This window comes from Achromobacter sp. SD115, from assembly GCF_017355315.1.
Lineage (GTDB): Bacteria > Pseudomonadota > Gammaproteobacteria > Burkholderiales > Burkholderiaceae_B > Achromobacter > Achromobacter xylosoxidans_B.
The window spans coordinates 70,758-97,283 of sequence record NZ_JADIJM010000020.1 but is presented as its reverse complement, the minus strand read 5'-3'; the positions used below and the strand labels follow the sequence as shown (position 1 = coordinate 97,283).

The window sequence follows — 26,526 nt, the reverse complement described above, 5'->3', positions numbered from 1 at the left end:
TACCGGGATGGTTGGCCGATCCGGATGCGTCCGCGCACCCGGAAGGGTTCTGGCCGTCCGTCCACTTATGAGATGAAAGGGAGGATTAATCATGGACTTGAAGATCTTTGACCGGATGGAGTCGGAGGTACGGGGCTACATCCGGTCGTTCCCCGTGATATTCAGCCAGGCCAGGGGCTCGACCCTGATCGATGAGGACGGCACCGAATACATCGATTTCTTCAGCGGCGCCGGCACGCTGAACTATGGCCACAACAATCCTGTTCTCAAGGAAAAGCTGCTGGAGTACGTCCAGTCGGACGGCGTGGTGCATGGCCTGGACATGGCCACCAGCGCGAAGAAGCGTTTCCTGGAGACGGTGGACCGCGTGCTGCTCAAGCCGCGCAACTGGCAATACACCTTGCAGTTCACCGGCCCGACCGGTACCAACGCGGTCGAAGCCGCGCTGAAGATCGCGCGCCAGGTGAAGGGGCGTCCCAACGTCATCTCGTTCACCCATGGCTTTCACGGCGTGAGCGGCGGTTCGCTGGCGGTGACGGCCAACATGAAGTTCCGCGAGGCGTCCGGCTATGCCCTGGGCAACACCACCTTCATGCCCTACGACGGCTACTTCGGCCCGGACGTGGACACCATGGCCTACCTGGAGCGCATGCTGGAAGATCCCAGCAGCGGCATGGACAAGCCCGCCGCCGTCATCGTGGAAACGGTGCAGGGCGAAGGCGGCGTCAACGTGGCGACCCTGCGCTGGCTGAAGGAACTGGAAAAGCTGTGCAAGCGCCACGACATGCTGCTGATCGTGGATGATATCCAGGTCGGCTGCGGCCGTACCGGCACCTTCTTCAGCTTCGAGGCCGCCGGCATCCGGCCCGACATCATCACCCTGTCGAAATCGCTGTCAGGCTTCGGCCTGCCGATGTCGCTGGTGCTGATGAAGCCCGAGCTGGACATCTGGAAGCCGGGCGCCCATAGCGGCACCTTCCGCGGCAACAACCTGGCTTTCGTCACCGCGACCCAGGCGTTGGAAACCTATTGGGCCAACACCGCCTTCACCGCCGAGATCCAGCGCAAGGAGCGCCAGGTGCGCGACTGGCTGGAGAACCTGGTGCACAGCTATCCCAACGCCGGCCTGTCGGCGCGCGGCCGAGGCCTGATCCAGGGGCTGGTGTGCAATGCCACGCCCGCGCTGGCCAACCGCATCGCGCAGAACGCCTTCAAGAAGGGCGTCGTGATCGAGACCTCGGGCGCGCAGGACGAAGTGCTGAAGCTGCTGCCCGCCCTGACCATCGAGGAAGAACTGCTGAGCAAGGGCCTGGACGTGATCGAAGCCAGCGTCGCGGAAGCGCTCGCCGAAGAAGGGCAGTCGGCCCGCATCCTGAAATTTGGAGGAAAACGTCAATGATCGTACGCAATGTCAAAGATGTGATCGGCACCGCCGACGAAGTCCGCACCGACACCTGGGTCAGCCGCCGCGTGCTGCTGAAGAAGGACGGCATGGGCTTCTCCTTTCACGAGACCACCATCTTCCCGGGCGGCCGCACCCACATCCACTACAAGAACCATCTTGAAGCGGTGTGGTGCATTGAAGGCGACGGTTCCATCGAGACCATCGCCGACGGCAAGAAGTACGACCTGGGACCCGGCGTGGTCTACGCCCTGAACGAAAACGACGAGCACTGGCTGTGCGGCGGCAAGGAGCCGCTGCGCGTCATCTGCGTCTTCAACCCGCCGCTGACCGGCCAGGAAGTGCACGACAAGGAAGGCGTCTACGCCTTGCCCGAGGCCGAGGCCCAAGCGGCCTGACATACATACAAGGAGGTTCGCATGATCTCACCTGCACAGGATCCGTACGCCTCCCGTACGGATCGAAGTTCCGCCATCATTGCCCGCCAGGATCCGGTGGTCTATGAAAACGGCCAGTACGCCAGCGCATTGAATGCCGGCCAGGTCGAGCAATACGAGCGCGACGGTTTCATCCTGCTGGAGAACCTGTTCTCCGACGAAGAAATCCGCGCCTTGTCCACCGAGGTCGAACGCATGACGCGCGACCCCTCGATCGTCCGCCGCGAAGAGTCCATCACCGAGCCGGGCAGCAATGCGGTGCGCTCCATCTTCATGGTGCACGTGCTCAATCCCATCCTGTCGCGCCTGGTGCGCGATCCGCGGCTGGTCAATGTGGCGCGGCAGATCCTGGGTTCCGAGGTGTACATCCACCAGTCGCGCGCCAATATGAAGCCGGGCTTCAAGGGCAAGGAGTTCTACTGGCACTCCGACTTCGAGACTTGGCATGTCGAAGACGGCATGCCGGCGATGCGCGCCCTCAGCTGCTCGGTGCTGTTGACCGACAACAACGAGTGCAACGGTCCCCTGATGCTGGTGCCCGGATCGCACCGGCAGTTCATCTCGTGCGTGGGCGAAACGCCGAATGACCATTACAAGCAGTCGTTGAAGAAGCAGGAATACGGCGTGCCGGATCCGGTCAGCCTGCAGCTGCTGGTGGAGCAGGGCGGCATCCGCTCCATGACGGCCAAGGCCGGCTCGGTGGTGTTCTTCGACTGCAACACGATGCACGGCTCCAATAGCAACATCTCGCCCTGGCCGCGCGCCAACGTGTTCATGGTCTACAACAGCATGGACAACACCTTGAACCCGCCCAAGTATGGGCTGACGCCGCGTCCCGAGCACATCGCGACGCGCAAGGGATTCAAGGCGGTCACGCCGCTGGATACCTTGAAGCTGGTCGGGGGCTGAACCCCCTGTGTAAATGCCCAGGCGCTGCCTGGGCATTTTCTTGTGGGTCTCTGCTATTCTCTGCGCACTCCGCTACATCGAGATCCCGCAAGCCATGTCTGCCCGCATCCTCAGCCTGCACATCTACCCGGTCAAATCCTGCGCGGGCATCGCGCTGGACGAAGCGCCCATCGACCGCGCGGGGCTGGCCCATGACCGCCGCTGGATGCTGATCGGCGCCGATGGCCAGTTCATGACGCAGCGGCAATGGCCCGCGATGGCGCTGATCCGCACGGCGCTTACGGCAGATACGCTGCGCCTGTCCGCGCCGGGCATGCCCGATCTGGACGTGGCCCTGGACGGCTCGGGACTCGAACCAGAGGCGCAGTCCGTGGCCGTCTGGAGCGATACCACTTCCGGCCGGCGCGAAAGCGCGGCGGCTGGGCTGTGGTTTTCCGATTTCCTCAAGACGCCGTGCCGCCTGTACAAGGTGGACGCGGCCGCGCAACGCAATGCCAAGCCCGATTGGGTGTCGCGCTGGCTGGACGCGCATCCCGACCTGGCGGAACCGTTCGCGGGCCAGCACTGTTTCGGCTTTGCCGACGGCTTCCCGCTGCTGGTGGCCAACCAGGCCTCGCTGGACGATCTGAATGCGCGCCTGCAGGCCAAGGGCGTGGCGCCGGTGCCCATGGACCGCTTCCGTCCCAATATCGTCGTGCAGGGCGAATGGGAAGCCTTCGAGGAAGACCACACCGCCATGATCGAGGCTGCGGGGGTGAAGATGGCTTTCGTCAAGCCTTGCACCCGTTGCTCGATTCCCGATATCGACCAGACTACAGCCCAGCAATACGAAGAACCCGGCCGCACGCTGGCGGGCTTCCGCAATCTGGAGATCGGCGTGGTATTCGGCCAGAACGCCATCCTCGACGCGCCCGCGGGCGCGCGCCTGAAGGTGGGCGACGAGGTCGGAATCGAACTGGATTTCTGATCCCGGACCCCGGCGCCCGCTGCCGGGGCCTCAGGCCGAGGACAGCTTCAGGCCCACCAGGCCGAGCACGATGAGGGCTACGCTGGCGATGCGCATCCAGCTGGTGGACTCGCCGAACAGCACGATGCCGGCCACGAAGGCGCCGATCGTGCCTATGCCCACCCATACCGCGTAGGCGGTGCCCAGAGGCAGGGATTTCATCGCCACCGCCAGCAGCCAGACGCTGATGGCCATGCCTCCGGCGGTGATGGCCGAAGGCCAGAAGCGGGTGAATCCGTGGGTATATTTCAGGCCTACGGCCCAGACGATTTCAAACAGGCCTGCGAGTACCAGGATGATCCAGGTCATTACGACTCCTACGCTTGTGTTGCCGGCTTGCCGCCGGCGCGTGGGGCCGTCCCCGGTATCAAACGCACCGGCCTTCCGGCCGCGCGCGGCAACGGGCCGTCCCGCTGCGGCAAAAATTATAGAATACCGGGTTCATACGGCAAAACCGGGTGCCGGGCATCACTCTAGCAACACTTCGCGTTCCGGGACGCGAAACCAGGATATCAATCATGCAACGCATCATGCTGCGGGCAAAACTGCACCGCGTCACGGTCACCGAGGCCGACCTGCACTACGAAGGGTCGTGTGGCATCGACGAAGACTTGCTGGACGCTGCCGGCATGCGCGAGTTCGAACGCATCGAGCTCTACAACGTCACCAACGGTGAACGTTTCGACACCTACATCATCAAGGCGGCCCGCGGCAGCGGCGCCATTTCCTTGAACGGCGCCGCCGCGCGCCGCGCCCAGGTTGGCGACCTGCTGATCATCTGCACCTACGGCCCCATGTCCGAGGCCGATTCGGCCACGCACAAGCCGCAGGTGGTCCTGGTGGATGACGCCAACCGCGTCAAGGAAATCCGCAAGTTCCCGGCCTGAGGCCGGGCCGGGCGGAGCGCTTCGCCGGCGGGGCGCTCCGCCAACCTCTTGAACCGTTTCATCATGAGCTTCCAGGTCATCATCCAACCCAGCCAGCACCAATTCCCCGTCGAACCCGGCCAGACCGTGCTCGATGCCGCGCTGGCCGCTGGCATCGTCCTGCCCTACAGCTGTCGCAATGGCGCCTGCTCGACCTGCAAGGGCCGCGTGGTGTCCGGGGAGTTCGACGCGGGGCAGTACCCCGCACAGATTCTTTCGCCCGAGGAACTGGCCGACGGCTACACGCTGTTTTGCCAGGCCCGGCCTGAATCCGACATGGTGGTCGAATCCACCGAAGTCCGCCTGGCCAGCGACATCCAGATCCGCAAGCTGCCGTCGCGCGTGCAGACGCTGGAACGCGTGGCCCCGGACGTCACGGTGATCAAGCTGCAGCTGCCCGCGTCCGAGCAGTTCCGCTACTACGCCGGCCAGTACATCGAAGTCATCCTGAAGGACGGCCGCCGGCGCAGCTATTCGATGGCTGGCGCGCCGCATACCGGCAGCCCCCTCGAACTGCACATCCGGCACATGCCTGGCGGCGTGTTTACCGACCACGTGTTCGGCGCCGGCGACACGCAGATGAAAGAGCGCGAAATCCTGCGCCTGGAAGGGCCGTTCGGCTCCTTTTTCCTGCGCGAGGACAGTGACAAGCCCGTCGTGCTCCTGGCCAGCGGCACGGGCTTCGCCCCGGTCAAGGCCATCGTCGAGCACATGATCCACCACAACATCAAACGCCCCGTGGCCCTGTATTGGGGTGGACGCCGTCCGCACGACCTCTACATGGACGCGCTGGCGCACTCGTGGGCCGGCATGCTGCCCGATTTCCGCTATGTGCCCGTGGTGTCCAATGCCTTGCAGGAAGACGGTTGGACCGGGCGCACCGGCTTCGTCCACGAAGCCGTCATGCAGGACATCGCCGATCTGTCGGACCATCAGGTCTACGCCTGCGGCACGCCGCTGATGGTGGACGCCGCAAGGCGCGAATTCAGCGCCCAGAACGGGCTGCCGGCGGACGAGTTCTACGCGGACGCCTTCACATCCGAAGCCGACCTGGCCCGGGCCGCGCCCCAGTCTTGAGTAACAGGGCATGAGCGGACAGGGGGGGAACGAGCGGGCCTGGAAAGGTTTGTGACTTCCGCCCCTTTTTATTCCGTAGGCGCGGGCAAAGCGCCAGGGTAAACTGCCGTGGCAGCAGCTTGCCATGGATCGTGGACATAGGGTCGGCGATCCGAGTTGGCACGCAAGGAGCAATGCGGGCATGAAAGTAGCGGTATTGGGTGGCGGCATCATCGGAATCTCCAGCGCCTGGTGGCTGAACCAGGCCGGCCATGACGTCGTGGTCATAGATCGCTGCACCGGTCCCGCCCAGGAAACCAGCCTGGCCAATGGCGCCCAGATCTCGGTTTCCTATGCCGAACCCTGGGCCAACCCGCAAGCCCCGTTCAAGTTGCTCAAATGGATGTTCCAGGATGACGCCCCGCTGCTGTTCCGTCCGCAGCTGGACTGGCGGCAATGGATGTGGGGGCTGTCGTTCCTGCGCGAGTGCCTGCCCAGCCGCCTGGCGCCCAATATCCGCGCCATGGTCCGCATGGCGGAATACAGCCGTGCGACCCTGCGCGGCATGCGCGCGGAACTCGGCATCCAGTACGACCACCTGGAACGCGGCATCCTGAATTTCTACCGCGATCCGCACGAATTTGAAAACTCGCAGCGCGCCGCCGGCCTCATGCGCGATTTCGGCGTGGAGCGCCGCGTGGTCTCGGCCGACGAAGTCATCGCCATCGAGCCCGCGCTGGCGCCGCATCGCCAGACCATCGTCGGCGGCGATTACACGCCCGAGGACGAAAGCGGCGATGTGCACCTGTTCACCGTGGCCCTGGCCGAGCATTGCGCCCGGGCCGGCGTTGAATTCCGCTACAGCACGCGCGCCACGCGCCTGTTGACCGAGGGCGGCACGGTGCAAAGCATCGAAATCATCGAACCCGACGGTCGTTACGGCGTCGTGTCGGCCGATGCCTACGTCGTGGCGATGGGCAGTTTCAGTCCCTATCTGCTGCGGCCGCTGGGCGTGCCTTGCAATGTCTATCCGGCCAAGGGCTATTCCGCGACGTTCCCGGTCATCAAGCCGGACGCCACGCCTACGGTCAGCTTGACGGACAGCAGCCACAAGGTTGTTTTCTCGCGCCTGGGCGACCGGCTGCGCATGGCCGGAACCGCGGAGCTGTCGGGCTATTCCCGCAGCTTGAACACCGGCCGCTGCGAAGCCATGACCCGGCTGGCGCGCGAACTTTTTCCCGACGCGCTCGATTTCGAACGCGTCAGTTACTGGTCGGGCTTGCGCCCCTCCACTCCCTCAAACGTGCCCATCATCGGCCGCAGCCGTATTCCCAACCTGTACGTCAATACAGGACACGGTACGCTCGGTTGGACGATGGGCGTTGGCTCGGGCCGGGCATTGGCCGATCTGCTCAGCGGACGGCAGCCGGAACCGGAGTTTCCTTTTCTTGGTCTGTGAACCTATGAAGAATCTGCAATTGGCGGGCGTTGCCCGCGCGATGTTCGCCAGCCGGCGCGCATGGTTGTTCGGCGCCGCCATGGCGATGGCCGGCGCGGCGAATGCCGCCGCGGTCGACATCCAGGTCTGGCACACGCTGACCGACGCAAACAAGGCCGAGTTCGAAAAACTCGCCAAGCAATACAACAAGGAGCAGGACCAGGTCCGCGTGACGCTGCGCGGCTTCGCCTCGCCCAGCGCACTGGAACAGGAAGCCGTCTCGGCGGTCAAGGCCAAGAAGGGCCCGAACCTGCTGCAGCTGACCGACAATCATTCGCCTGAAGTCGTCGCCCAGCACAAGGCCGTGCTGCCGCTGTACGAACTGCTGGCCAAGTATCCGATCAAGGACCTGAACTGGTTCGTGCCGGCCACCAGCAGCTTTACGCGCGACAGCAAGGGCCGCCTGCTGGCCTTCCCCTGGATGGCCGAAGTGCCGGTGATGTTCTACAACACCGCCGCCTACAAGAAGGCCGGCCTGGATCCCAACAAGCCCGCGCGCACCTGGACCGCCCTGCAAGGCGAACTGCTGAAACTGCGCGACGTGGCCGACATCGACTGCCCCTACGCCTCCAGCGACCAGGTCACGGTCCACCTGGAGAATCTGGCGCCGATCAACAACCAGCAGTTCACCAGCAACAACAACGGGCTGGACGCGGTCACCAAGAAGTCGGCCGCGCCCGCCATGCAGTTCGACACGCTGTACATGCGCCATATCTCGCTGATGGTGAGCTGGAAGCGTTCGCTGCTGTTCATGGCGCATTCGGGCGACAACGCCAGCGACAAGCTGTTCGCCAAGGGCGAATGCGCCGTGCTGACGGCCAACACCGGCGCGTTCGGGCAGTTCCTCAACACCAAGTCGCTGTCCTTCGGCGTGGCGCCGCTGCCTTACTACGACCAGGTGACCAAGGACGGCGGCAAGCCGTTCGTGAGCGGTTCGGCGCTGTGGGCGCTGGAGGGCCATCCCCAGGCCGAAGAGAAGGCCACGGCGCAGTTCCTGGCCTGGCTGTCCAAGCCCGTCATCGCGGCGGAATGGCATCAGCGCACCGGCTACCTGCCGCTGACCGAAGCTGCTTTCCGCGCATCGGACGTGTCGTTCTATGAGCGGATTCCGGGCGTCCAGGCGCTGATTGCTTCAATGCGCGCCAACCCCACGGCGAATAGCCGCGGTTTCCGCATGGCCAACTACGAGCGCATCGAGCCTGTGCTGAACCAGCAGCTCAATGAAGCCTTCGAAGGCAAGGTGCCGCCGGTCGCGGCGCTGAACAACGCCGCCACGCAAGCGCGCAGCATCGCGGCGCAACGCTGATCCAGGCGGGCGACGCATACGTCGCCGTGCCCTGATGCAAGCCCGGTCTCAGGACCGGGCTTTTTTTTGTCTCGCCGCCGCGCGACCAAACCATCCATGCGTACATGCCAGTCTGGCGACGAGCCGGCCGCTCGTCCACCATGCCTCTCATGCGTATCGATTCCGGTGCGCCTTTCGCTCGTGGTGAGGCATGGTTCGTTTCTTCTTCCTGGCGGCAGGGCTGTCCTGCCTGGGGGCCTGCACAGGGGCCGGCAAGAGTCCGGCCGCATCCACATGGGAAGCCTCGCGGCAGGCTGCCCAAGGCTTCCGCTTCGACTGGCAGTTGTCCGGCGATCCCTCCGTTGCGCCCATGCAGGTGTTCGACGACGGCAAGGAAACCTGGCTGCAGTTCGCGCCGGGCCAGGCGCTGCCGGCGATCTTCGGCATCGGCAGCGACGGCGAGCGCGCCTTGCCATACTCGAGGCGCGATCCCTATGTGGTGCTGGCAGGAGGATGGAGCGGCCTGTTGTTTCGCGGCGGACGTCTGACGGCCCGCGCGCAGCGACTGCAGGCGGTCGCCGACGCCAGGGCCGCCGCCGGGGCAGGGGCCAGAGCGCAGAATGAACCCGCGCCCGTGGCGCCGGCTGCCGGGCCTGAGCGCATCGGCCCGGCGCGGCCAGCCGGACTGGCGCCGCCCGCCATCGGCGCGTTGCAAGACGCCGGGCCATTGGCGGGCGCCGTGCCAGCCGTCGGCGTGGCATCGGCGCCGCAGCCGGTTTACCGCGCGGCGCCGCCGGACGCCACGCTGCGGGCCGTTCTTGCGCGCTGGGCGGACCTCGCTGGCTGGACCTTCCAGCCGCAGCACTGGGCCGTGGACGTCGACATACCCTTATCGGCCACGGCCGAGTTCTCTGGCGATTTCAAGTCAGCCGTGCGCGAACTGCTGGGCGCCACCGAACTCGCCGAAAAGCCCCTGCAGCCATGCTTCTACGGCAACCGGGTATTGCGCGTGGTGCCGTTGGCGCAGTCGTGCACGCGCATGGCCGCGCCAGGGGGGGCTGCGGCATGATGCGGATACGGTTCTTGTCTGTCGTCGTCTCCGGCGTGTTGGGCGGTTGTGCGGTGTCGCAGCAGGTTGTGGATCAGCGCCGCGCGGCAAGCGCGCGTCAAGCCAAGGTGGCCGCCAGTCACGAGGCTTTCGTCGAAGGGTTGTCGGACCGCGCCGCGCGCGTCGCGGCCCAGGATGTCGCCACGCCGTGGCTTGCCGGCAAGCCACAGCCCCTGGCGCGGGAAGTGTCGCTGCCGCCCGCATTACGCGAGAACGTGCGGACCACCTTGATGCTGGCCGACGACGCCGACCTGCCTGCGCTGGCGCAGCGCCTGACCGCCGCCACCGGCATCGCAGTGCGGGTGCGGCCGGATGCCTTGCTGCCGCTGGAATTGTTCCTGCCCCGGTTGGCCGTCAACGGCGCCTTGTCCGTTCCGGCGCCGGCCAGCCTGGAGATCCGTGCTGGCGGGCAGCCGCTGGCGGACCTGCTCGACGCGCTGGCCGCGCGCTTCTCGGTGCATTGGCGTTACGAGCACAATGCGCTCGAGTTCTACCGCACCGAGACCCGCGTGTTCGATTTGCGCGCCTTGTCGCTGAGCAGCAAGGTGGATGTGCGCCTTGGCCGGGAGGGCAGCCCGGAGGGCGAAGGCTTTGAAAGCACCTCCAACACATCCTTGTCGGCGGGGCAGCACGACGCGATGGCGATCCTGCGTGCCAACATCGCGCCGTTCCTGACGCGGTCCGGCGTGGTGGCCGAGGCGGTGGAGGGCGCAACCTCCATCGTCGTCACGGACACGCCCGAGGCGCTGGAACGTGTCGCCCGCTACCTCGAGCGGGAGAACAAGGCGTTGACCCGCCGGGTGCGGCTGGTGTTCGAGGAAATCACCGTCGTCGCCAACGATGCCACGTCGGGCGGCATCGACTGGAACGTCGTCTACGCCGCGGCCGGGACGGCAGCGCGGCTGGCGCTGCCCGGCGCGGGGGCGGGCGGGGGCAGCCTGGACGCTTCCATGTCCAGGGGGCCATTCCAGGGCACGCAGGCCATTGTTTCCGCGCTAAGCACGATGGGGGCCGTCGTACGGCACAACAAGGTCCCCATCCTGACCTTGAACCGCCGTCCGGTCACCCATGCGGTAAGAACCACGTTCAGCTACATCGACCGGGTGCAGAGCACGGCGGTCCCCGGTACCACGGCGGGGGGCGCCAACGGCTCGCTGCCGGCGGTATCCATCAGCCAGAAGGAAGAAACGGTAGGTTCGTTCCTGACGCTGTTGCCGGACATCCAGGAGGACGGGCAGATCCTGCTGTCGCTCGCCTATGACAACGCGGTCGCCCAGCCCCTGAAGACCATCACGTTCGGCGAGCGCGGCAACCAGGTGCAGGTGCAGCAGGTCACGATCGACGGCAACGGTACGGTGCAGCAGGTCGAGCTGCGTCCCGGCCAGCCCATCATCGTTTCCGGTTTCGACCGCAGCCAGGACCAGCATGACCGCCAACGGCTCGCGCCGGGGCTGCCGCTCATCGCCGGTGGCCTGGACAGCGCCTCCTCGGAACGCATGACGACCCTGGTGCTGGTGACCGCCCAGGTCGAGGAAGGGTACTAGGCATGGAACGCGTCCCTCCCACCTTCTTGCTTGACGTTCCGGACACAGGCCGTACCTTGGCATTCGGCCTGCGCTGGTTCGCCCTGATCGGCTCCAACATTCCAGCGCTGGCCCGTTCGCGCGGACGCCGCCTGCGGGCCAGCCACTATGTTGTGGGCGGAGCGCCGGCCATGGTGGCAGGCTATGGCCGCATGCGCCCATCCTGGCGGGGCGGTTCGCGGGCGGCGCGGCGCGGACATGGATACATCCAGGCGGCCGCGCAACTGTATGCCCTGCTGTACCCGGATGGCGGCCACAGCCTGATCCGCTTGCCCAGCGGCGGGCATTGGCTGGTGGCGGCGCAGCGCGGCACCGTGCTGTCGCAGACGGACAAGATATATGCCACGATCGACGAGGCCTTGCGCGAGCAGGCGCTGTTGCGGGCCCAGCGGCCCGCGCTGCCGGCGCATGAAGCCGACGAGGCCTGGGCCTTGCTGATGCAGGCGGCAGACCCGGCCGCGCGTCTGCTTGTGGTGTCGTCGCGCTGGGCCGAGCTGCCTTTCGCGTTCCGGCTATTCCTGGCCTGCGCGGGGCTTGCCGCAGTTGCTCCGCAATTGTGGAACAGCCTGATCGTTCCATGGTCCGGCCGCGAACGGCTCGCTCATGCCGATACGCAGGGCCCGGCGCCGCAGCCGGATCCCTATCAGGCCCAGCTGCAAAACACCGTGGTCCACGCTCCCGCCGAAGTCACCCGCCTGCTGGAGGGCTTGGGCAGGTTGCCCATACAGATGCGGGGCTGGGCGCTGAGCCGCGCGCGCTGCCTGGCCGGGGAGCAGGCCTGGAATTGTTCCGCTGTCTACGTAAGAGTCCATCCTCAGGCCGCCAACGACGTCTTGCACGCGTTGCGGCCTGTCGGCTGGCAGGTCTCATTTCAGCCGCTTGAGGAGGCCACGCTGTCTTGGCGCATGGCCTCCTCGCCGATATGGCTGGCGGACCTGGTTCTGCCCACCTCGCTGCAGATCGACACCGGGCTGGTCGCCGCGTTGCAGCGGATGCGGGCGGCTTTTACCTCCGTTGTCCTGGCGGCGGCATTGCCGCTGCCCTTGCCTGCGCAATCGCCATCCGCCGCCGGGCAGGCTGGCGTCACCTACGCGGCGCGGCCAGCCCTCCGCAGCCGTGCCATCACCTTGCGCGGGCCGCTGCGCTCCTTCGCGCTGCTGGACGGCGTGGTCACGGCGGCCAAATGGTCCCGGCTGTCGCTGGACATCCAGGCGCAACCCAGACCCAGCCTCGTCTCCAGCACGCTGGTCGCCGAACTACAGGGAGAAATCTATGAACAGGAATAGGGGCGGCGCCACCCGCCCGAATCTCGCGGCAGGATTCATCGGTCGTCTGCTTGTGTCGGCCGCGCTAGTGCCGGCCGCCCATGGCCAGCCGTCGCCGCAGGCCGCCGAGGAACCGCGGCCGTGGCCAGAAACGGAAACCGTGCGCGCCTTGCTGCGCGCGGACGCGGCGGCCGCCTTGGCGGACTGCCGGGTCCCCGGCCTATGCCGTTCGGGAACCGAATCCGCGACACCGATGACGCCGTCCGCCAAGGCGTCCGACGATATCCGCGTGATGGCGATCTTCGGCCCCGCGCGGCGCCTGAACGCCGACGTCGCGATCAATGGCGCCGTGCTTCGCTACCAGGCTGGCAAAGGCGCGCCCGTCGCGGGAGGCGCTGATGCGCGCGCTTACCAGTTACTGGCCATCGACGACGGCTGCGTGAGGCTGCGTCGCGGCGACATCGAACGCACAGCTTGCGTCGATGCGGGCAGGGGCCAGCCATGACCGTGCATGCCTTGCAGCCCGTCGCGCCGTATCCCGATGTGGCGCTCGCCATGGCGGAGGTCCGGGAGCCGCCCCAGCTTCAAACGCCCGAAGATATCGCCCGCTTGCAGCCGGCGTTCGCGCGGGCGCTCGGACGCGATTTCGATCTCGCGGCGCTCGCTGGCAGGCTGTGCCCCGTGCTGCTCGAAAGCGGCGAGGTCGCCGTGTTTGCGGTAAAGGATTACACGCTGGGCGACCAGATCGACGAAGTCGAGCGCATGGTGCAGGCCCGGGGTTACCGGCAGGCGCAAGTGCCGCGCTATCAACTGCCCGCACCGCTGCTGCTGATGATCGCCCGGGGGCAGTTGGCGGCGCCCGGGCTGGCTGGGCGCGGCAAGGAAAGGCAGGAAGAGCGCGCCTCGGCCTTGGCGGCATTGTTCCTGGACATCGTGCGCTGGGGCGTGGCCCAGGGGGCGAGCGATGTGCACATCAACGTCAACCGGCGGCGCGAAGCTTGCGAGATCCGCTACACCATCGGCGGCGAATACGTCGGTACGGAACGCTTCGCGGGGTTGTCCAACGCGACGCTGCTGGAGGTTCTCGCGGTGGCGTGGATGGAGGTCAGGGGCGGCAATGGCGCGGTGTTCGATCCGGCACTGGAGCAGCAAGGGCGCATCGCGCTGGACCTTGATGGCGTGTCCATCGTGCTGCGCTGGGCTTCGCTGGCCACCGATGCCGGTCCCTCGGTCTGCCTGCGCATATTGCGGCTGGATGCGACCGCCGACGCCGATCTGCTCGCCTTGGGCTATCTGCCGGCGCAGGTCGAAACCCTGGCCCGGGCGCGCGAGCGCGAAGGCGGGGCCATCGTGTTGGCGGGCGTGGTCGGTTCGGGCAAGTCGACCACCATTGCGACGCTGATGCGCGGCATCGCTTCCACCCGCAAGGCCATCACACTGGAAGATCCGGTCGAATACATCATCGACAACGCCCTGCAGAATACGCTGGGGGGCGCGCTGGCCGAATCCGCCTGGCCGGCCTTCGACGCCAAGCTCAAGACCCTCAAGCGCTCGGCGATGAACGATCTGCTCATCGGCGAGATCCGGGACGTCGATACCGGCCGGGCCTTCATGGACCTGGCGGGTTCTGGCGTCAGCCTGTACACCACCACCCACGCCGCTGGCGCCGTGCTGATACCTGAACGCCTGGCGTCGGACGCGATCGGCGTGTCGCGCGATTTTCTGGCCACGCCCGGCATCCTCAAGTTGTTGGTCTACCAGACCCTGCTGCCGCGCCTGTGCAGCCATTGCTCGTTGCCGGTGGACAGCCTGTGGGCGAGATCCGGCGGGGGCGGCAAGCGCCCCGACTGGCAGACATGGTTGAAGCGGATGCAGCAGGAGTACCTGCTGGACTCTGCCGCCCTCAGGGTCAGGAATGTAGCGGGTTGCAGCGCATGCAGGCGTCCGCAATTGCCTGAATTGAACGGCATCGCGGGTCGCAGCGTGGCGGCCGAAATGCTCGAGCCCGAGCGCACCGAAGGCTTTCTTGAGCGCGTGCGCACGCGCGACAACGTAGGGCTGAAGCGCCAGGCCGAGGCCGCCGGGCCGGCCGCCTGGCGCGGCGAGGCCACGCGTGGCGCGCTGGCGCGGGACTGCGCCCTCTACAAAGTCAGCCGCGGAGAAGTTGACCCGCGCGCCTTGCTGCGCCGCTTCGATGTGCCAGCGGCGTTGCCCGGACAGGGCGCCGGATCCAGCGGGGGCTGTCATGGCTAAGTCCATGTTGCTGCATGCTTTCCCCAGCGGCACCTCTGGCCGCTCCCTCTCGCTGCGTCTGGATGCATTGCGCTTTCGAGCGGGACGCGCGGACTACTACGAGTATCTGGCGGACCTGGTGGAAGGCACGCAAGGCCGCAAGAACCTGCGCGACGTTTTCGATGACGATGCGAGCCGTCATGGCGAAGATACCGTGCGCGGGCGGCTGTCGAGGCATTGGGCGGGCAGGTACCTGGAGGCCGGCGGCGATCTGGGCGCGGCCTGGGCGGACACGCTGCCGTCGAGTGAGTGCGTGCTGCTCAGCTGCGTGCAGGAAGAAGGCGGTGATCTGTCCGCCGCGTTGCGGGATGTGGCGCGGGCCGTACGGTTGGCGTCGGATGCGTGGCTGGCGCTGATATCGGCCGCGGCGGCGGGCGTCGCGGCGGCAGCCGTGGCATTCGCCTTGCTATGTGCCGTGCCATTTTTCAGCGTGCCGCGCTTGCAGCAGGTGTTCCAGGCCGTACCCACGGAGGAGTACGGCCGCCTGACCCGCGCGCTGTTCACGCTGGCCCGCGGGTTGAGGCAATGGCTGGCCTTGTGGCTGGTGCTGTCGCTGGGCCTTGTCCTGCTGAGCTTGTGGTCGCTGCCGCGCTACACGGGAGCCCTGCGGCCGCGGCTGGACCGCTGGCTGCTCTGGCGGCTCTACCGGGATTTCCACGCCATCCGCTTTCTTGCGCTGCTGGCCGTGCTGGTCAGGCAGCACGGCGCGGCCGACACCCGTTTGCGGCGCGCCCTGGCCGTGCAGGCCCGCGATGCCGCGCCCTGGATGCATGGGCATCTGCTGGACATGCTGGGGCGGATAGACGGCGGCCAGACCGGTCCGGAGATCTTCGGCACGGGCCTGCTGGACGCGGACACATGGTGGTACATGGCCGACATGATGGATGCCCTGGGCATGGAGGCCGGACTGGCGCAGGTGCGGCTGCGCGTCGAATCGCGCCTGTTGGCGCGGGTGCGCCGCCAGGCATCGGTGTTGCGCTGGGCGTTGCTGCTCTCGTCCGTGGGCGCCGTACTGGGCATCACGCTCTGGCATTACGGCGTGATCGATGAACTGCGCCAGGCCCTGACCAATTTCTATGCCAGCCAATAGGGGCTGCATCAGGCACGCGGCGCCAATCGGCCCGCGCGCTATATCTCACGAGGAAAGCAACCATGCACTACGTACACGCAATCCCGTTCCGCGCCAGCCGGCAGCGCGGCTTTTCGTTGATGGAGGTCTCCATCGTCACCGCCATTGTCCTGTTGATTGCGATCGTCGGCATTCCGGCCATCGGCGCCTACGTCGTTGAGAACAAGGTGCCCAAGGTGGGCGAGGAATTGCAGCGTTTCATTGCCAGCATGAAGACCAATGCGCAGGGGGGCGGGGTCACTCCGTATGCAGGGTTGGACACCGGCGCCATGGCCAACGCCTTGCGGGAGTCCAGCGTGCTGGCCGTCGATGGGTCCGGGGGCGCGGCGCGCATCGCCCATGGCCTGGGCGGCAGCGGCGTGGGAGGCAATGGGGTGGTCGAGGTCGCTGCCGCCTCGTTCGGCAGCGCGGGGCAGGGTTCCGCGTTTTCCATCAAGCTGACCAACGTCAGCCAGGCTGCCTGCCCGTCGCTGGCCTCGGTGCTGCAGCGGATGTCCGAGACCATTTCGATCGGTGGAGGGGGCGGTGGACTCAGGCTCGTGAAGGACGCGTTTGCGACACCCAGCGTGCCTTACCGCGCGGCCTTGGCCCAGGCCCAGTGCAGCCCGGGCGACGTCAACACCTTCGTGTTCGTCGCAAAATGAGCCCGCCCGTCTGGTGCATGACGGCTCCATCGGGGGGCGCCGCGGCTTGGCTGCGTCAGCGCGGGTTCTCATTGCCCGGACTGGTGGTGGCGTTGGCCTTGAGCGCCATGGCGGCCATTTGGGCGTCCGGCCAGGCGGTGCAGCGGGTCGAAGACGCAGCAGCCCGTGCCTCCGGCGTATGGTTGACGCAGATCCGCCTGGCGCTAACCGAGGTGTTGGCTCGGCATTCCGCCATTCTTGCCAAGGGAGATTTGCCACGTAGCGAACAGGGGGTTCCATTGTTCGCGGACCCGCTTGCGCCCACCGTGGGCGAATTGCGCGGCCTGGGGCTGCTGCCGGCTGATTTTCCCGAGCGGTCCTCCATGGGTTTCTCGGCGCAGATCCAGATCGTCAGGTCGCGGGCGTGCCCGGGCGAACGCTGTCGGATGGATGGATTGGTCTACAGCGCCACGCCCTTGTTGAAAACGGGGACGCAATTCATTGACTTGACCGGCATCGCTGCCGTTATCGATGCGGCCGGCGGCTATGGCGGGGCGGTGTGGCCGGCGTCGCCGGGTCTGGTGCGCGGCGCGGCGTTCAGTTTCGCCAATCCGGCGGCGTCCGGGGGGCCGGTCTACGCGCCAGGCACGCTCGCCCTGTGGGCGGGAGCGGACGGTGGCGGTCCGGATCTGGACCGCTACATCAGGATCCGGGATACGCGCGATCCGCAGCTGCAGGGGGAACTGAGCGTCGCGTCCTCGGCGCGGGTGGGATCGCATCTTACCGTCGGCGCGCGCGCCAGCGTGGGACAGCCATGCAGTGTCGCCACCGGCGCCATGGCCACCTCGGAGCAGGGAGAGCTGCTGACATGCCAGTCCCAGGCCTGGGGGCCCGCAAGCGGCGGCTTCGGCGGGGCGTACAGCTTCAACAACCCATTGGGTTGCTACCATTACACCGGCACGTCCACTGCGAATCCCCGGACTGGCGAGTGCTCGTGCCCCGCCGGCTACAAGGCCGTGATTGTTTCAGCGGGCGGGAAATGGACCGAGACGGAAGGCTGGACCACCGGCTATGTCTGCGTGCGCTGAGGCTGCTGCGAGGCCGGTTTTCCTGGGATCCCCGCCAACCCTCTATAATCAAAAATTCGCCTAAATTCTGCTTCGCCCACGATGAAATCCTCCGAGATTCGCCAGCAGTTTCTGCAATTCTTCAAGTCCAAGGGACACACCATTGTTCCTTCGTCGTCGCTCGTCCCCGGCAACGACCCGACCTTGCTCTTCACCAATTCGGGCATGGTCCAGTTCAAGGACGTCTTCACGGGCAAGGAATCGCGGTCCTATACGCGTGCCACCTCGTCGCAGCGCAGCGTGCGCGCCGGCGGCAAGCACAATGACCTGGAGAACGTGGGCTATACCGCCCGCCACCATACGTTCTTCGAAATGCTGGGCAATTTCAGCTTTGGCGACTACTTCAAGCGCGACGCCATCCAGTACGCCTGGGAATTGCTGACCCAGGTCTACAAGCTGCCCGCCGAGAAGCTCTGGGTCACGGTCTACCAGGAAGACGACGAAGCCTACGACATCTGGGCCAAGGAAGTCGGCGTGCCGACCGAGCGCATCATCCGCATCGGCGACAACAAGGGCGCGCGCTACGCGTCGGACAACTTCTGGCAGATGGCGGATACCGGTCCTTGCGGCCCGTGCTCGGAAATCTTCTATGACCATGGCCCCGAGATCTGGGGCGGCCCCCCGGGATCGCCCGAGGAAGACGGCGACCGCTACATCGAGATCTGGAACCTGGTGTTCATGCAGTTCGAACGCGATGCCGCCGGCAACATGCCGCGCCTGCCGCGTCCCTGTGTCGATACCGGGATGGGCCTGGAACGCATCGCCGCCGTGCTGCAAGATGTGCATTCCAACTACGAAATCGATCTGTTCCAGCATCTGATCGCCGCCGCCGCGCGCGAAACGGGCATCAAGAACCTGGAAGACAATTCGCTCAAGGTCATCGCCGACCACATCCGCGCCTGCTCGTTCCTGATCGTCGACGGCGTGATTCCCAGCAACGAAGGCCGCGGCTACGTGCTGCGCCGCATCGTCCGCCGCGCGCTGCGCCACGGCTACAAGCTGGGCCAGACCAAGCCGTTCTTTCACCGCCTGGTGCCCGATCTGGTCGCCGAAATGGGCGAAGCCTATCCGGAGCTGGCCGCCACCGCCGAGCGCGTGGCCCAGGTGCTCAAGCAGGAAGAAGAACGCTTCGGCGAAACGCTGGAGCACGGCATGCGTATCCTCGACACCGCCCTGGCCAATGTGCCCAAGGGCGGCCAACTGGATGGCATGACCCTGTTCACGCTGTACGACACCTACGGGTTCCCGGTGGACCTGACGGCCGACATCTGCCGCGAACGCGAAGTGGACGTGGACATGGCCGGCTTCGAGGTCGCCATGGAACGCCAGCGCGACCAGGCGCGCGCCGCCGGCAAGTTCAAGATGGCCGAGGGCCTGAGCTACGAAGGCGCGGACACGCGCTTCGAAGGCTACGAAAAACTGGAACTGGATGGCGTCAAGGTCACGGCCCTGTACGTGGACGGCACGCAGGTCCAGCAGGTCCAGGCCGGCCAGAGCGCGGTCGTCGTGCTGGATGCCACCCCGTTCTACGCGGAGTCGGGCGGCCAGGTCGGCGATACCGGCCTGCTGGAAGCCGACGGCGTGCGTTTCGCCGTGGCCGACACCCTGAAGATCCAGGCCGGGGTCTTCGGCCACCACGGCGAGCTCGAGTCCGGCACGCTGTCGGTGGGCGATACGCTGCTTGCGCGCGTCGACGCGGTCCGCCGCGCCCGCACCGTGCGCAACCACTCGGCCACTCACCTGATGCACAAGGCGCTGCGCCAGGTGCTGGGCGCGCACGTGCAGCAGCGCGGCTCGCTGGTGGATCCCGACAAGACTCGCTTCGACTTCGCCCAGGATGCGCCGCTGACCGCCGAGCAGATCGCTCGCGTCGAAGCCATCGTCAACGCCGAGATCCTGGCCAACCAGCCCACCGTGGCGCAGGTCATGGCCTACGACGACGCCGTCAAGGGCGGCGCCATGGCGCTGTTCGGGGAAAAATACGGCGACACGGTCCGCGTGCTCGACATCGGCTTCTCGCGCGAACTCTGCGGCGGAACCCACGTCAGCCGCACGGGCGACATCGGCCTGTTCAAGATCGTGTCCGAAGGCGGCGTGGCCGCTGGCGTGCGTCGCATCGAGGCCATCACTGGCGACAACGCGCTGGCCTGGGTGCAGAACCAGAACGCCTTGCTGACCCAGGTTGCGGGCATGCTGCGCAGCACGCCGGCGGACCTGCCGGCGCGCATCGCGCAGGTGCAGGAACAGGTCAAGAGCCTCGAGAAGGACCTGGAACAGTCCCGCAACAAGCTTGCCGCCAGCGCCGGCAATGATCTGGCGACCAGCGCCGCAGTTGACGTCAAGGGCATCAAGGTCCTGGCCGCCAGCATTGGCGACGTGGACCCCAAGGCATTGCGCGGCATGGTCGACAACCTGAAAGACCGCCTGAAACCGGCAGTCGTGTTGCTGGCCACGGGTTCGGCCGACGGCAAGATCAGTGTGGTGGGCGGCGTTACCGCCGACCTGACCGGCCGCGTCAAGGCGGGCGACCTGGTCGGCTTCGTGGCTGCCCAGGTGGGTGGCAAGGGCGGCGGCCGTCCCGACATGGCCATGGGCGGCGGCACGGACTTGGCAGCCTTGCCCGCGGCGATCGCCAGCGTGCAGCAATGGGTGGACGAGCGTCTGTGATGAACGGGGCGGATACCAGCCTTGATGGCGGCGCGCAGGCGCCATCCTTCGAGCACGAAGTCGATGCCAGCGGTCTGACCTGCCCCTTGCCTATCCTGCGCGCCAAGAAGGCGTTGGCGCAGATGGCCAGCGGTGAGGTGCTGCGGGTCATCACCACGGACCGCAATGCGATCCGCGACTTCCAGGCGTTCGCCCGCCAGACCGGCAATGTGCTGGTGGCGCAACAAGAGGTCGATGGCCGCGGGGTGCATTTCTTGCGGCGGCGCTGACCGGTTGCCGGTAGTACGCGCCACGTAGAAGGGCCCGCCGCAAGGCGGGCCCTTTCGCATGGGCGGAGCCCCTGCTTATTTGCGGATGGCCGCCGCGACTGCCCGGGTAATGGTGAAATCCACCAGGTCGCCTTCCTTCAACTGCTGCAGGCGTGCCTGCAGGGCCGGATCCTGGACCTGGATGGTGCGCATGCCGCCTTGCGGGCCCTTCAGCGTCACCAGGTTGGCGCTCTTGTTGATGTGCCAGATCTCGGCGGTGATGGTGGTCTGGCGTCCGGCTGCGCCACCAGGCATGGCTCCCTTGGCGCTGCGGGTCGCCGCGGTTTCGGTCTTGACCTCCGGAATGCCGGATCCGGCCGGGCGCACGTCCACCGCCACCGACTCGTAGTAGTCGAGCGTCAGCGTATCGCCCGGCTTGATCTGTTGGAAGTTGCGGATATCGGGGCCAGCCTGGATGTCCACGCTATTGCCGTTTTCGCCCTGCAGCGTGATGGTCCGGGTGGCCGGGTCCACTGCGGTGACCTTGCCGGAGGCGGTCGTCAGGGCGGCTCCCATGACACGGGCCGAGGCTGCAAGCGGCATGGCCAAGGCGCCCGCCAGCAAGCCCGCCAGGGCCAGGCGCGCGACAGGGGTGAAGACTGATTTCTGATTCTTCATGGTGGTGCACCCTCCGGTGAGAGGAAGTTGGGGGAAAACCGCTGAAAAAAGCAGAGGCAGGCGGCAGATCGGCCGCCATCAGGGGGATGGTTTGAAGCAGGTGCGGTGGCGGCGCCATGGACAGGCGGCAGGTGGGATCGAAGCGCGGGGTCTTGCGTAGGTCGACATAAAACCGATCTCCTCAATCGGGTTATTTCTTCACACGCACTGAGTTCTGACGCACTAAGACAGGCACGAGAGGGGCGGGGCGGCTACACTTCGAACTGCGGCGCGGGCCCCGGCCCGTGTTTGTAGAATACCCGGATGTGGTGTTTTAGGATACAAAACGCGCCGCTACGCACAATTCGGCACTGCCATTTGCCAGCAGGCTTGTTTAAGTGCTAGAATTTCCCGTTTTTCACAACTAATTCAAGGGATTACCTATGGTGGTGATTCGCCTGGCCCGCGGTGGGTCCAAGAAGCGTCCGTTTTACAACCTGGTGGCCACCGATTCGCGTAACCGTCGCGACGGCCGTTTCATCGAGCGCGTGGGTTTCTACAACCCCGTAGCCAGCGAAGGCACGGAAAACCTGCGCATTGCGCTGGATCGCGTGCAGCACTGGACCGGCAACGGCGCCCAGCTGTCGCCTGCTGTCGAGCGTCTGGTCAAAGAGTACTCGGCCAAGGTTTCCGCCGCGGCTTAATTGCCTGCGTCGCATACCGAGCCCTGAGCTTTACTGCGCTTAAAAGCTGCCATTCATAGCTGCTTCATAGTTACCAAGAGCACGATACATGCCTGATGCCGCAACCTCCAACGCGGCGCCGACGGATTTGATCGAGCTGGGCCGCATCAGTGCAGCCTACGGTGTGAAAGGCTGGGTCAAGGTGCAGCCACATTCGGCCAATGCCGAAGTGCTGCTCTCAGCATCTCAATGGTGGTTGACTCGCCCTGTGCCTGAACTGGCGCGGGGCGTTGTCGCGTCTGCGCCTGTCGCATACAAGGTCGTGCAAGCCCGTTCGCAAGGAGCCACCGTGGTGGCTCAGCTGGCGGGCATTGCGGATCGCGATCAGGCCGAAGCCCTGCGCGGTTGTTCCGTGCAGGCGCCGCGGGGATCCTTTCCCGCGCCCGAGGAAGACGAATACTACTGGGTCGATCTCATCGGTTGCGCGCTGTACACCAGCGCCAACGGCGAACCTGCGCTGCTGGGCGTGGTCGACGAGGTCCTCGACAACGGCGCTCACGCCGTTCTGAGGGTCTTGCGCCAACAGGCTGGGGCTGAAGGTCCCGAGCCCATCCTGAACGCCAAGGGCCGGCCCGCCGAAATGCTTGTTCCGTTCGTGCGCGCGCACATACACGCCGTCGATTTGTCAGCTCGCCGCATAGACAGCGACTGGCCGGCGGATATTTGATGCGTATAGACGTCGTTACGCTCTTTCCCGAAATGTTCGGGGTAGTGCGGGACCTGGGTGTCACCGGCCGGGCGCATGCCCAGGGCCGGTGGTCCCTGCATGCCTGGAATCCTCGCGATTTCACGCACGACGTGCACCGTACCGTGGACGACCGCCCCTATGGCGGTGGCCCCGGAATGGTGATGATGGCGGGGCCTCTGGAAGCCGCCGTCAATGCTGCCCAGGACGCGCGCGCAGCGCTTGGCCTGGGCCGCGCCCCTGTCGCGCTGTTGGCTCCGGTCGGCCGGCGCTACGATCAGGCGGGCGCCGAATCCCTGGCTGCAAGCGAGGGTCTCATCCTCATTTGCGGCCGCTACGAAGGCGTGGACCAGCGTTTCATTGCGCGCTGCGTCACGCAGGAAATCTCGCTGGGCGACTTCGTGTTGTCGGGCGGGGAAATTGCCGCGCTCGCCGTGATCGACGCAGCCGTGCGCCTGTTGCCCGGCGTGCTCAACGACGGTGAATCCGCGCTGCAGGATTCCTTCAACGACGCGTTGTCCGGCCTGCTGGACAGTCCACACTACACGCGCCCCGAGGTCTACCAAGGCGAACCCGTGCCGGCGCCTCTGCTTAGCGGGCATCACGCGAACATCGCCCGCTGGCGGCGCGAGCGTTCGTTGGATCTGACCGTTGCCCGGCGTCCCGAACTGATCGAAGCTGCTCGCGCAAAAGGGATGTTGACCCTGGCCGACGAGCGCTTTCTGGCCGAGTTGGCGGGTACTCCGCTGCCGGAGCCGGTCAAGCGGCGCCGGCCATCCCGGCCCAAGCTGCCCAAGGCCTCCTGAAACTTCTTCAACTGCAGGTTTGCCGGCGATCCCTGCGCCGCGCATGTCTTGCCGCGGCAGACAAACAAAAACCCCGGAACAAAAGTCCGGGGTTTTTGCTTCCAGCGCAGCGATAGGGCTTAGTTGCCCAGCTTGGCGCGCTGTTCGCGCACCTTTTCGAGCGTCTCGCCGAACTGCGCCATGCGTGCTTTCTCCTGCTCGACCACGGCAGCCGGCGCGCGCTCGACGAAGCTGGCGTTCGACAGCTTGCCGTTGGCCTTGGCGATTTCGCCTTCCAGGCGCGCGATTTCCTTGTCCAGGCGCACGCGCTCCGCCGCTACGTCGATTTCGACGTGCAGCATCAGGCGGCTGTTGCCCACGACCTGGACCGGCGCGCCGGCGTCGGGCAGGGCGTCCAGCACCTCGACCTGGCTCAGCTTGGCCAGCGCGGCCAGGTACGGCGCGTTGCGGCTGAGGGTGGGGGCATCGCCCTGGGCGCACAGCGGCACCTTCTGGGCGGGCGACAGATTCATCTCGCCGCGCAGCGCGCGCACGGCTTCGACCTGGGCCTTCAGTTCGGCGACATCGGCTTCGGCGGCGGTGTCGACCGCGGCGGGATTGGCCTGCGGGTAGGGCTGGACGCTGACGCTGTCGGCGACGCCTTCCTTGCGCTTGCCGGCCACCACCGACACCTTTTGCCAGAGCTCTTCCGTGATGAACGGAATGATCGGGTGTGCCAGGCGCAGCACGCCTTCCAGCACGCGGATCAGCGTGCGGCGCGTACCCAGCTGCTGGGCCGGCGTGCCGGTCTGGATCTGCACCTTGGCCAGTTCCAGATACCAGTCGCAGTATTCATCCCACACGTAGCGGTAGAGCGAATTGGCGATGTTGTCGAAGCGGTAGTCGGCAAAGCCGCGCGCCACGTCCGCCTCCAGCGCCTGCAGTTGGCTGACGATCCAGCGGTCCACGAAGGACGTTTCGCCGGTTTCCGGACCGGTCAGGTCGTGGCCTTCGGTGTTCATCAGCACGAAGCGCGTGGCGTTCCACAGCTTGTTGCAGAAGTTGCGGTAGCCTTCGCAGCGCTTCAGGTCGAAGTTGATGTTGCGGCCCAGCGTAGCGTAGGCGGCCATCGTGAAGCGCAGCGCGTCGGTGCCGAAGGCGGGGATGCCGTCCGGGTACTGGCGGCGCGTGGCCTTTTCGATGGCGCCTGCCTGTTTCGGATTCATCAGGCCGTAGGTGCGCTTGGTCACCAGGCCGTCCAGGTCGATGCCGTCGATCAGATCGACTGGATCCAGCGTATTGCCCTTGGACTTACTCATCTTCTGGCCGTCGGCATCGCGGATCAGGCCGTGCACGTAGACGTGCTTGAACGGGATGTGGCCGGTCAGGTGGGTGGTCAGCATCACCATGCGGGCGACCCAGAAGAAGATGATGTCAAAGCCCGTGACCAGCACGCTGGACGGCAGATAGCGCTGCAGGTCGGGAGTGTTTTCCGGCCAGCCCAGCGTGGTGAAGGGCACCAGGCCCGACGAGAACCAGGTATCCAGCACGTCCGGGTCGCGCTTGAGCTCGCCGGTCACGCCGGCCGCGCGGGCCTGGGCATTGGCTTCGGCTTCGTCGTGCGCCACGAAGATCTGGCCGTCCTCGGAGTACCAGGCGGGAATCTGGTGGCCCCACCAGAGCTGGCGCGAAATGCACCAGTCCTGGATGTTGTTGAGCCACTGGTTGTAGATGGTGGTCCAGTTGTCCGGGTAGAACTGGATGCGGCCGTCGGCCACCACTTCCAGCGCGACCTCGGTAATGCTCTTGCCCGGGTTCAGCGTGCCTTCGGGAGCGGGCTTGCTCATCGCCACGAACCATTGGTCCGTCAGCATCGGTTCCAGCACGACGCCGGTGCGGTCGCCCTTGGGCTGCATCATCTTGTGCGGCTCGACCTTGACCAGATAGTCTTCGGCCTCCAGCTGCGCCACCACGGCCTTGCGCGCCTGGTAGCGTTCCATGCCCTGGAATTGCTTGGGGCCGTTCTCGTTGACGTGGGCGTCCAGCGTGAAGATCACGATCAGGGGCAGATCGTGGCGCATCGCGCAGGCGTAGTCGTTGAAGTCGTGGGCGCCGGTGATCTTTACGCAGCCCGTGCCGAATTCGGGGTCGACGAAATCGTCCGCAATGATGGGGATGTTGCGGTCGCACAGCGGCAGTTCCACTTCCTTGCCGACCAGGTGCTTGTAGCGCGGGTCTTCGGGGTGGACGCACAGAGCGCCGTCGGCCAGCATCGTTTCCGGGCGGGTGGTCGCGATGGTCAGGCCGCGCAGCGTGACGGTCTGGCCGTCCTTGTCGACGATGGTTTGCGGGCCGTCGACGAAGGGGTAGAGGATGTGCCACATGTGGCCGTCGGTTTCCTCGGACACCACTTCCAGGTCGGACACAGCCGTCAGCAGCTTCGGGTCCCAGTTGACCAGGCGCTTGCCGCGATAGATCAGTCCCTGTTTATGCAGGCGCACGAAAGTTTCCACCACGCCACGCGACATGCGCTCGTCCATGGTGAAATATTCGCGCGGCCAGTCGGCCGAGGCGCCCAGGCGGCGGACTTGTTCGGTAATGGCATTGCCGGATTTTTCCTTCCACTCCCATACCTTTTCCACGAATTTCTCGCGGCCCAGGTCATGGCGGGAAACCTTCTGGGCGTCCAGTTGTCTCTCAACCACGATCTGTGTGGCGATGCCGGCGTGGTCGGTGCCAGGGATGAATACGGTGTCGTCGCCCCGCATGCGGTGGTAGCGCACCAGGCCGTCCATGATGGTCTGGTTGAAGGCGTGGCCCATGTGCAGGGTACCCGTCACGTTGGGCGGCGGGAACTGAATGACGTAGGGCTGGCTTTCGGTCCCCGTTTTTACGTGCTGGCCCGCCTTGAAATATCCGCGCTTGTCCCACTCGGCGTACCAGCGGGATTCCAGTGCGGAGGGTTCGAAGCTCTTGGAGAGTTCCTGGGCGTCGCTCGCGGCATTCGCGGCGTTCGGGGGGGCAGCTTGAGTCATTGCAGGGTTCCGGCAAACAGGGGCGCCCGGGCTAGGGAAGCGGGCGGCAAACCGCACATT

The 26,526-nt window shown here is 66.0% G+C and carries 24 protein-coding genes; 21 read left to right on the top strand and 3 right to left on the bottom strand.

All coding sequences use genetic code 11. The features are described 5' to 3' along the window. The first annotated feature begins 91 nt into the window (after window positions 1-91). From ectB to IPU70_RS24545, 4 genes are all read left to right on the top strand, one after another. Entirely contained in the window at window positions 92-1,399 is a 1,308-nt protein-coding gene (gene ectB, locus IPU70_RS24560) for a diaminobutyrate--2-oxoglutarate transaminase (protein ID WP_207471309.1), read from the top strand. Then, a complete protein-coding gene (locus tag IPU70_RS24555) occupies window positions 1,396-1,800 on the top strand; it encodes an ectoine synthase (protein ID WP_013392799.1) in 405 nt (134 codons plus the stop codon). Before ectB ends, IPU70_RS24555 begins: the two co-directional genes overlap by 4 nt. Before the next feature lie 21 nt (window positions 1,801-1,821). Then, a complete protein-coding gene (gene thpD, locus IPU70_RS24550) occupies window positions 1,822-2,748 on the top strand; it encodes an ectoine hydroxylase (protein ID WP_207471307.1) in 927 nt (308 codons plus the stop codon). A gap of 94 nt (window positions 2,749-2,842) precedes the next feature. Beyond that, window positions 2,843-3,715, top strand: coding sequence for an MOSC domain-containing protein (locus IPU70_RS24545; RefSeq protein WP_207471305.1), 873 nt, complete (start codon window positions 2,843-2,845; stop codon window positions 3,713-3,715). Between the two features lie 30 nt (window positions 3,716-3,745). On the opposite strand, the gene sugE is transcribed toward IPU70_RS24545, so the two are convergent. After that, window positions 3,746-4,063, bottom strand: a complete 318-nt coding sequence (gene sugE / locus IPU70_RS24540; RefSeq protein ID WP_013392803.1) for a quaternary ammonium compound efflux SMR transporter SugE — start codon at window positions 4,061-4,063, stop codon at window positions 3,746-3,748. Window positions 4,064-4,272: 209 nt separating this feature from the next. Here sugE and panD point away from each other — a divergent pair, with 209 nt between their 5' ends. The 14 genes from panD to IPU70_RS24470 all read left to right on the top strand — a co-directional run bounded on the left by panD (window position 4,273) and on the right by IPU70_RS24470 (window position 20,582). After that, window positions 4,273-4,641, top strand: coding sequence for an aspartate 1-decarboxylase (gene panD / locus IPU70_RS24535; protein ID WP_006224022.1), 369 nt, complete (start codon window positions 4,273-4,275; stop codon window positions 4,639-4,641). 63 nt (window positions 4,642-4,704) lie between these two features. Continuing rightward, window positions 4,705-5,757, top strand: a complete 1,053-nt coding sequence (locus tag IPU70_RS24530) for a CDP-6-deoxy-delta-3,4-glucoseen reductase (protein WP_207471366.1) — start codon at window positions 4,705-4,707, stop codon at window positions 5,755-5,757. A 181-nt stretch (window positions 5,758-5,938) separates the two neighbouring features. Then, window positions 5,939-7,195, top strand: a complete 1,257-nt coding sequence (locus tag IPU70_RS24525; RefSeq protein ID WP_207471303.1) for a D-amino acid dehydrogenase — start codon at window positions 5,939-5,941, stop codon at window positions 7,193-7,195. Window positions 7,196-7,199: 4 nt separating this feature from the next. Beyond that, window positions 7,200-8,540: an extracellular solute-binding protein gene (locus tag IPU70_RS24520; RefSeq protein ID WP_207471301.1), complete on the top strand. Its 1,341-nt coding sequence runs from the start codon at window positions 7,200-7,202 to the stop codon at window positions 8,538-8,540. Window positions 8,541-8,730: 190 nt separating this feature from the next. Next, window positions 8,731-9,588 carry a TcpQ domain-containing protein gene (locus IPU70_RS24515; protein ID WP_207471293.1) on the top strand — a complete coding sequence of 286 codons (858 nt, stop codon included), beginning with the start codon at window positions 8,731-8,733 and terminating at the stop codon, window positions 9,586-9,588. Beyond that, complete coding sequence (locus IPU70_RS24510) at window positions 9,585-11,171, top strand: hypothetical protein (RefSeq protein WP_207471291.1); 1,587 nt, start codon at window positions 9,585-9,587, stop codon at window positions 11,169-11,171. The genes IPU70_RS24515 and IPU70_RS24510 overlap by 4 nt, the downstream gene beginning before the upstream one ends. Window positions 11,172-11,173: 2 nt before the next feature. After that, window positions 11,174-12,496, top strand: a complete 1,323-nt coding sequence (locus IPU70_RS24505) for a hypothetical protein (protein WP_242702683.1) — start codon at window positions 11,174-11,176, stop codon at window positions 12,494-12,496. Then, window positions 12,483-12,980, top strand: a complete 498-nt coding sequence (locus IPU70_RS24500; protein ID WP_207471289.1) for a hypothetical protein — start codon at window positions 12,483-12,485, stop codon at window positions 12,978-12,980. The genes IPU70_RS24505 and IPU70_RS24500 overlap by 14 nt, the downstream gene beginning before the upstream one ends. After that, window positions 12,977-14,728, top strand: coding sequence for an ATPase, T2SS/T4P/T4SS family (locus tag IPU70_RS24495; RefSeq protein ID WP_207471287.1), 1,752 nt, complete (start codon window positions 12,977-12,979; stop codon window positions 14,726-14,728). The genes IPU70_RS24500 and IPU70_RS24495 overlap by 4 nt, the downstream gene beginning before the upstream one ends. Then, complete coding sequence (locus IPU70_RS24490; protein ID WP_242702682.1) at window positions 14,721-15,857, top strand: general secretion pathway protein; 1,137 nt, start codon at window positions 14,721-14,723, stop codon at window positions 15,855-15,857. Before IPU70_RS24495 ends, IPU70_RS24490 begins: the two co-directional genes overlap by 8 nt. 62 nt (window positions 15,858-15,919) lie before the next feature. Continuing rightward, complete coding sequence (locus IPU70_RS24485) at window positions 15,920-16,540, top strand: type 4 pilus major pilin (RefSeq protein WP_207471280.1); 621 nt, start codon at window positions 15,920-15,922, stop codon at window positions 16,538-16,540. Continuing rightward, window positions 16,537-17,607 (top strand): type II secretion system protein, encoded by a 1,071-nt coding sequence (locus IPU70_RS24480; protein ID WP_207471278.1) that lies wholly within the window; start codon window positions 16,537-16,539, stop codon window positions 17,605-17,607. The genes IPU70_RS24485 and IPU70_RS24480 overlap by 4 nt, the downstream gene beginning before the upstream one ends. Before the next feature lie 81 nt (window positions 17,608-17,688). Beyond that, window positions 17,689-20,313 carry an alanine--tRNA ligase gene (alaS, locus tag IPU70_RS24475; protein ID WP_207471276.1) on the top strand — a complete coding sequence of 875 codons (2,625 nt, stop codon included), beginning with the start codon at window positions 17,689-17,691 and terminating at the stop codon, window positions 20,311-20,313. Continuing rightward, window positions 20,313-20,582 carry a sulfurtransferase TusA family protein gene (locus IPU70_RS24470; protein ID WP_207471274.1) on the top strand — a complete coding sequence of 90 codons (270 nt, stop codon included), beginning with the start codon at window positions 20,313-20,315 and terminating at the stop codon, window positions 20,580-20,582. Before alaS ends, IPU70_RS24470 begins: the two co-directional genes overlap by 1 nt. A gap of 75 nt (window positions 20,583-20,657) precedes the next feature. Here the strand turns inward: IPU70_RS24470 and IPU70_RS24465 are convergent, their stop codons facing one another. Continuing rightward, window positions 20,658-21,239, bottom strand: a complete 582-nt coding sequence (locus tag IPU70_RS24465) for a hypothetical protein (protein WP_013392818.1) — start codon at window positions 21,237-21,239, stop codon at window positions 20,658-20,660. A 422-nt stretch (window positions 21,240-21,661) separates the two neighbouring features. Between IPU70_RS24465 and rpsP the strand changes: the two genes are divergently transcribed. The 3 genes from rpsP (at window position 21,662) to trmD (ending at window position 23,452) form a co-directional block, all read left to right on the top strand. Then, window positions 21,662-21,922 carry a 30S ribosomal protein S16 gene (gene rpsP, locus IPU70_RS24460; RefSeq protein ID WP_013392819.1) on the top strand — a complete coding sequence of 87 codons (261 nt, stop codon included), beginning with the start codon at window positions 21,662-21,664 and terminating at the stop codon, window positions 21,920-21,922. A gap of 88 nt (window positions 21,923-22,010) precedes the next feature. Beyond that, window positions 22,011-22,628, top strand: coding sequence for a ribosome maturation factor RimM (gene rimM / locus IPU70_RS24455; protein WP_207471272.1), 618 nt, complete (start codon window positions 22,011-22,013; stop codon window positions 22,626-22,628). Then, window positions 22,628-23,452 (top strand): tRNA (guanosine(37)-N1)-methyltransferase TrmD, encoded by an 825-nt coding sequence (gene trmD / locus IPU70_RS24450; RefSeq protein ID WP_207471270.1) that lies wholly within the window; start codon window positions 22,628-22,630, stop codon window positions 23,450-23,452. Before rimM ends, trmD begins: the two co-directional genes overlap by 1 nt. Before the next feature lie 119 nt (window positions 23,453-23,571). Here trmD and IPU70_RS24445 read toward each other — a convergent pair whose 3' ends face one another. Then, window positions 23,572-26,466, bottom strand: a complete 2,895-nt coding sequence (locus IPU70_RS24445; protein WP_207471268.1) for a valine--tRNA ligase — start codon at window positions 26,464-26,466, stop codon at window positions 23,572-23,574. Window positions 26,467-26,526: the final 60 nt, after the last annotated feature.

What these genes read in the sequence shown, in the direction of transcription:
- ectB (WP_207471309.1), top strand. Translation starts at nt 92, where the DNA reads ATGGACTTGAAGATCTTTGACCGGATGGAGTCGGAGGTACGGGGCTAC.
- IPU70_RS24555 (WP_013392799.1), top strand. Translation starts at nt 1,396, where the DNA reads ATGATCGTACGCAATGTCAAAGATGTGATCGGCACCGCCGACGAAGTC.
- thpD (WP_207471307.1), top strand. Translation starts at nt 1,822, where the DNA reads ATGATCTCACCTGCACAGGATCCGTACGCCTCCCGTACGGATCGAAGT.
- IPU70_RS24545 (WP_207471305.1), top strand. Translation starts at nt 2,843, where the DNA reads ATGTCTGCCCGCATCCTCAGCCTGCACATCTACCCGGTCAAATCCTGC.
- sugE (WP_013392803.1), bottom strand. Translation starts at nt 4,063, where the DNA reads ATGACCTGGATCATCCTGGTACTCGCAGGCCTGTTTGAAATCGTCTGG.
- panD (WP_006224022.1), top strand. Translation starts at nt 4,273, where the DNA reads ATGCAACGCATCATGCTGCGGGCAAAACTGCACCGCGTCACGGTCACC.
- IPU70_RS24530 (WP_207471366.1), top strand. Translation starts at nt 4,705, where the DNA reads ATGAGCTTCCAGGTCATCATCCAACCCAGCCAGCACCAATTCCCCGTC.
- IPU70_RS24525 (WP_207471303.1), top strand. Translation starts at nt 5,939, where the DNA reads ATGAAAGTAGCGGTATTGGGTGGCGGCATCATCGGAATCTCCAGCGCC.
- IPU70_RS24520 (WP_207471301.1), top strand. Translation starts at nt 7,200, where the DNA reads ATGAAGAATCTGCAATTGGCGGGCGTTGCCCGCGCGATGTTCGCCAGC.
- IPU70_RS24515 (WP_207471293.1), top strand. Translation starts at nt 8,731, where the DNA reads ATGGTTCGTTTCTTCTTCCTGGCGGCAGGGCTGTCCTGCCTGGGGGCC.
- IPU70_RS24510 (WP_207471291.1), top strand. Translation starts at nt 9,585, where the DNA reads ATGATGCGGATACGGTTCTTGTCTGTCGTCGTCTCCGGCGTGTTGGGC.
- IPU70_RS24505 (WP_242702683.1), top strand. Translation starts at nt 11,174, where the DNA reads ATGGAACGCGTCCCTCCCACCTTCTTGCTTGACGTTCCGGACACAGGC.
- IPU70_RS24500 (WP_207471289.1), top strand. Translation starts at nt 12,483, where the DNA reads ATGAACAGGAATAGGGGCGGCGCCACCCGCCCGAATCTCGCGGCAGGA.
- IPU70_RS24495 (WP_207471287.1), top strand. Translation starts at nt 12,977, where the DNA reads ATGACCGTGCATGCCTTGCAGCCCGTCGCGCCGTATCCCGATGTGGCG.
- IPU70_RS24490 (WP_242702682.1), top strand. Translation starts at nt 14,721, where the DNA reads ATGGCTAAGTCCATGTTGCTGCATGCTTTCCCCAGCGGCACCTCTGGC.
- IPU70_RS24485 (WP_207471280.1), top strand. Translation starts at nt 15,920, where the DNA reads ATGCACTACGTACACGCAATCCCGTTCCGCGCCAGCCGGCAGCGCGGC.
- IPU70_RS24480 (WP_207471278.1), top strand. Translation starts at nt 16,537, where the DNA reads ATGAGCCCGCCCGTCTGGTGCATGACGGCTCCATCGGGGGGCGCCGCG.
- alaS (WP_207471276.1), top strand. Translation starts at nt 17,689, where the DNA reads ATGAAATCCTCCGAGATTCGCCAGCAGTTTCTGCAATTCTTCAAGTCC.
- IPU70_RS24470 (WP_207471274.1), top strand. Translation starts at nt 20,313, where the DNA reads ATGAACGGGGCGGATACCAGCCTTGATGGCGGCGCGCAGGCGCCATCC.
- IPU70_RS24465 (WP_013392818.1), bottom strand. Translation starts at nt 21,239, where the DNA reads ATGAAGAATCAGAAATCAGTCTTCACCCCTGTCGCGCGCCTGGCCCTG.
- rpsP (WP_013392819.1), top strand. Translation starts at nt 21,662, where the DNA reads ATGGTGGTGATTCGCCTGGCCCGCGGTGGGTCCAAGAAGCGTCCGTTT.
- rimM (WP_207471272.1), top strand. Translation starts at nt 22,011, where the DNA reads ATGCCTGATGCCGCAACCTCCAACGCGGCGCCGACGGATTTGATCGAG.
- trmD (WP_207471270.1), top strand. Translation starts at nt 22,628, where the DNA reads ATGCGTATAGACGTCGTTACGCTCTTTCCCGAAATGTTCGGGGTAGTG.
- IPU70_RS24445 (WP_207471268.1), bottom strand. Translation starts at nt 26,466, where the DNA reads ATGACTCAAGCTGCCCCCCCGAACGCCGCGAATGCCGCGAGCGACGCC.